The organism is Geitlerinema sp. CS-897, assembly GCF_028368005.1.
Lineage (GTDB): Bacteria > Cyanobacteriota > Cyanobacteriia > Cyanobacteriales > Geitlerinemataceae > Baaleninema > Baaleninema simplex.
In genome coordinates this window covers 1-2,683 of record NZ_JAQNCQ010000162.1, presented here as the reverse complement: position 1 = coordinate 2,683, position 2,683 = coordinate 1, and the positions used below count along the sequence as shown (strand labels likewise).

The 2,683-nt window shown below is 52.3% G+C and carries 3 protein-coding genes; 1 reads left to right on the top strand and 2 read right to left on the bottom strand.

Annotation, left to right across the window (positions count from 1 at the left end):
• Window positions 1–188 precede the first annotated feature (188 nt).
• A complete protein-coding gene (locus POG22_RS10145; RefSeq protein WP_498905102.1) occupies window positions 189–398 on the bottom strand; it encodes a hypothetical protein in 210 nt (69 codons plus the stop codon).
• A 244-nt stretch (window positions 399–642) separates the two neighbouring features.
• On the bottom strand, window positions 643–2,391 hold the full coding sequence (locus POG22_RS10140) for an ABC transporter ATP-binding protein (protein ID WP_498905100.1): 1,749 nt from the start codon (window positions 2,389–2,391) through the stop codon (window positions 643–645).
• Between POG22_RS10140 and POG22_RS10135 the strand changes: the two genes are divergently transcribed.
• A partial coding sequence (locus POG22_RS10135; RefSeq protein WP_498905098.1) for a hypothetical protein occupies window positions 2,378–2,683 on the top strand: 306 nt, incomplete at its 3' end. The two genes, POG22_RS10140 and POG22_RS10135, sit on opposite strands and share 14 nt — an antisense overlap.

The following is a 2,683-nucleotide window of genomic DNA, read 5'->3' as shown; positions in this document are numbered from 1 at the left end:
TTACCCAACGATTTTCTTCACACAACTTGCCTTCAAAAGGAAGTTCAAAGGCTTCTTCGGGCGCGTCAGGATTTTGTGATTTTTGATACATTTTTTCTTGCCGGATGCACAGGAATTTCCAATTTTACCTCTTTTTCGGGGTCTCGAAGCCATGTCAAGACTCCTCTAAGCCTTACTTCGTAAGCTTTTCACTTCTTTTCAGCAAGCCCTAAACAGATACCAGTCATCTTGGAGATGCCGGGGATCTCCGGCAGCCATTTACCGATCTGGGATTTTGCGGGCAACCCTTTAATACGGAATCCGCACCCCATACCCCCTTTTAATGCGATCGCCCAAAATCGATTCAAGTCTTTGCGTACATGGACTTGACGACGAGGGCTGCAAAACAGGGTTTTCACAACGAGATTCCGTATAATACGGCGATATCTGTTCTAACAAGGGTTTCAGGACTTTTCTGCACCACTAAGACCTTCCATGACCAAATCTGTTCCCACGGAATACCAATGCAAACGCTCCCACATTAACGCCTCAGTTATCTGTTCGACACTATTCTCTCAAGCAACCGCCCCCTCTGGCTTACCCCTTCCGTGTCACCCTCTAAACTTGGAAAGATTGGGGGTCTTGCTAGATACTGAGGTTTGGCTACCGCAACAGGGCTTCGAGTTTCTGTTCTTCCCAGAGCGATCGATACAACCCCGGCTGTTCGATTAGGGCTTGATGGCTACCGTTTTGGACGATTTTGCCCTCGTCGAGAACGAAAATGCGATCGGCTGTGGCCGCCGCCGAAAGCTGGTGAGACACAAACAACACCGTTTTACGTTGCGTTCCCGCCGAGAGTTCTTCTAAAATCCGCGTTGCGGTTTGATTGTCCACGCTGGAGAGGGCGTCGTCGAGAATCAAAATCGGGGCATCTGTCAACAACGCCCGCGCCAATGCCGTTCGCTGTCTCTGTCCCCCCGACAGTGTAATTCCCCGTTCGCCAACGACAGTATCGTACTGTTTGGGAAAGTTGAGAATTTCTTCGTGAATTTGGGCGAGTTTCGCCGCCCGTTCCACTTCAAACTGTTCGGCGGTGGGGTTGCCGTAACGGATGTTATCGCGAATTGTGGTACTGAAGAGAAAGCTATCTTGAGGAACGACGGCGATCGCCCCCCGTAAATCCTGTAACCGCAGTTTCGTCACGTCGTACCCGTCGAGAAACAGTTGTTCGGCGTCGATATCGAGAACGCGGGGAACCGCACTGGCGAGGGTAGATTTCCCCGAACCGATGGAACCGACGATCGCGACAGTTTCCCCCGGTTCGATGTCGAAACTCACGTCGTTTAAGGCGGGGGTTTCCGCACCGGGATAGGTATACGTCAGATGGCGAGCGTCGAGACGTCCCAAAGTTTCCTCGGGCGGAAGAGCGATTGCATCTGGGGCGTTTTGAATTTTCGATTCCGTGGTGAAAATGGCTTCGATGCGATCGATACTCACTTCCCCCCGTTGGTAAACCGTTAGCGTAAAGCCCAACAACGCCGTCGGAAATACCAACCGTTCCACGTACAAAATCAACGCGATAAAGTCTCCCACGTCGATCGCACCGTCGGCGATACTCCCAGCCCCGAACGCCAACAACACCAACAAACTCGCTCCCGCCAACCCCTGCAAAAAGGGAAATAGAATCGTGCGGGTTCTCGCTAAGGCTAAATTGCTCTCGAGTAGCTCTTGGTTGACGTGGCGAAACGCCCGTCGCTCGTTTTGCTCTTGTCCGTAAATCTTCACAAGGGAAATCCCGCTCATATCCTCTTGAATCAGTTCGCTGACGCGGGAGAGTTTTTCCTGAACGTCGAGTTGTTGGGTTCGCAACCGTCCGCTAAACAGCCAAACGATAATAAACATGGCTGGATACACCGCCACCGCGAACGCCGTCAGTCTCGCGTCGATCGAGAGCATGACGGGAAGCGTTAGGGCATAGGCGAACAAAGTATTCAACAGACTGAGAACGGCAAATCCTAACAAGCGGCGAATGTTATCTACATCGCTAGTGGCGCGGTTGATAAGGTCGCCAATGGTACTTTGGGAAAAATAGCCTGCATCCAAGTGCAACAAATGCTGGAAAATGCGCTGTTTGAGGTCGAATTCCACCTGACGCCCGATCCCGAACAGCAACATCCGCGACGCCACCCGAATCGCCCACATGACGCTGGCGAGGAGGATAATGAGAACGACGTAGTGTCGAACGCGATCGAAACTGAAGGTCACTTGCAACTCGTCGATCCCGTTGCGAATCAGCCAGGGAATGTACACCCCCAACGCGTTGACGACGAGTAAGGCGACGGTTCCCAACGCTGCTTGTTTCCAGTGCGGCTTGAGATAGAAAAACAGTTTGTCGAGTTTGGAACGAGTCATTACAATTGCGGCGAAGACGAGGCTACGGGCTAGACGGAAGACAGACCTCTATCTTAAAGCAGTCTCAATTTTTGGAGGAGCCGGGGAGAGGGGGAGAGAGGGAGAAGGGGAGAGGGGGAGCTTCTTCAGGGAAGAGGGAAGAGGGAAGAGTGAAGAGGGAAGACAGGCAACAGTTTCTCCTCATCTCCTCTCCTCCTTATCTCATCATCACTTTTCCCTGTTCCCCGTTCCCCGTTCCCGGTCTTCACTGGTGACTGGTGACTGTTCCCCGTTCCCCGTTCCCGGTCTTCAC

Bases quoted from the DNA above. Each gene is read 5' to 3' on its own strand.
- POG22_RS10140 (WP_498905100.1), bottom strand. From the start codon at position 2,391: ATGACTCGTTCCAAACTCGACAAACTGTTTTTCTATCTCAAGCCGCAC.